Raw genomic sequence first — 1,207 nt, forward strand, 5'->3', positions numbered from 1 at the left:
CGACATGAACAGGCCATTCACCATCCTCGGCCTTGCCGGATGATGTTGAAACGGCCGTGCCTCCGGAGAGGACGCAGCGTTCGGATTCACCGAACGCCACGAGGTTATCCGGCTCCACGGACCAGGCCCCCTTCTATCAATCACGTCATCAGTGAAACCAGGAACCGCCCAAGCGCCAAGAAACGAGCTGACTCCTGAGCTTGCGGCGTTTCGGGAATCCGTCTATCAAGCTTTGATCAACGAAGTACCTGGTCTCCAGGGGAATCCCGTCGTCCAAAGACTTCGATCGGCAGCGTCATGAGCGCAACCAGCCGCCTCCCGATGGTCCTCTCAACGGCATCCCTTTCAAGCTGAACCTGAGTCTCTGACTGTTCCATCGGCGTCCCGGCCGGACGGTCGACCAGCACTTCGATCGACATGGAGAACAACGTGAAGGTGTGGGCAGGGCTCGGAGCAGCGGCAGTGCTGACCGCCGGCGTGACGTCGTTGCAGTGGGTCAATGGCTTGACCGCGGAGACGAAGCCGCTTGACCTCCCGCGCACAACTGTCCTGTTCGTGCCTGACAGTGAGGGGGATCTGGCGTCCTGTCCAGGTCAGGCCGGCAGTGACGGTGTGATCGGGGTACCCGATGCTGCAGCTGGTTGCTGGCCCGCGGGAGCACGACCGCAGCGAACAGCAACCGGTCGACCCTCAGCGGAAGGGCACTGGCGCGTAGAACTACAACGAGTTCCCGATCTTCCTCGGCCCGCCGGGTAATGCCGTTCTGCTAGGTTACTGTCCATGCGTCACGCCGACTTCCGGCGCGAATGCCGCGCGATGGGGTTCAGATCCCCCCTCGGACACAAACCGAATCCCAACGGTGCGCGGCAAGGTCGACACTTGCCCGCACCGTTTGTGTTTCCGGGTTGTAGGTCAGGTGTAGTCCGAGGTTGCGGTAGACCTCCAGTTTGTGTTCGGGCTCGGCGTCTCGTAGCGCGGTGACCAGGTCGCCGAGTTCTTCGATGATCGCGATGATCTTTTCCTCGGTGAAATGGTTGGCCTTGTCTGAGGCTCTGGCCGTGGTTGTTGCTTGCTGGTGTTGCTCGGCGCGGAGGCGTTCGGCCTGTGTCTCGGCGATCCAGCCGGTGACGACGGTCGGGTCGGCGCCCACGGCCGTTTCATGATCGATTGTGGCTGTGAGTGATGGTGCCCGTGTCGGCGTGTCGGA

General features: G+C 61.9%; 1 protein-coding gene and 1 pseudogene. Both read right to left on the bottom strand.

What is annotated here, in order from left to right:
- Window positions 1–236 precede the first annotated feature (236 nt).
- Window positions 237–419, bottom strand: coding sequence for a hypothetical protein (locus ACFHWY_RS28560; RefSeq protein ID WP_416583338.1), 183 nt, complete (start codon window positions 417–419; stop codon window positions 237–239).
- 404 nt (window positions 420–823) lie between these two features.
- Window positions 824–1,207 (bottom strand): annotated as a pseudogene (locus tag ACFHWY_RS28565) (hypothetical protein); the annotation flags it as partial.

Origin of the sequence: Micromonospora sp. LOL_024 (assembly GCF_048060415.1) — a bacterium.
Lineage (GTDB): Bacteria > Actinomycetota > Actinomycetes > Mycobacteriales > Micromonosporaceae > Micromonospora.

Bases quoted from the DNA above. Each gene is read 5' to 3' on its own strand.
- ACFHWY_RS28560 (WP_416583338.1), bottom strand. From the start codon at position 419: ATGTCGATCGAAGTGCTGGTCGACCGTCCGGCCGGGACGCCGATGGAA.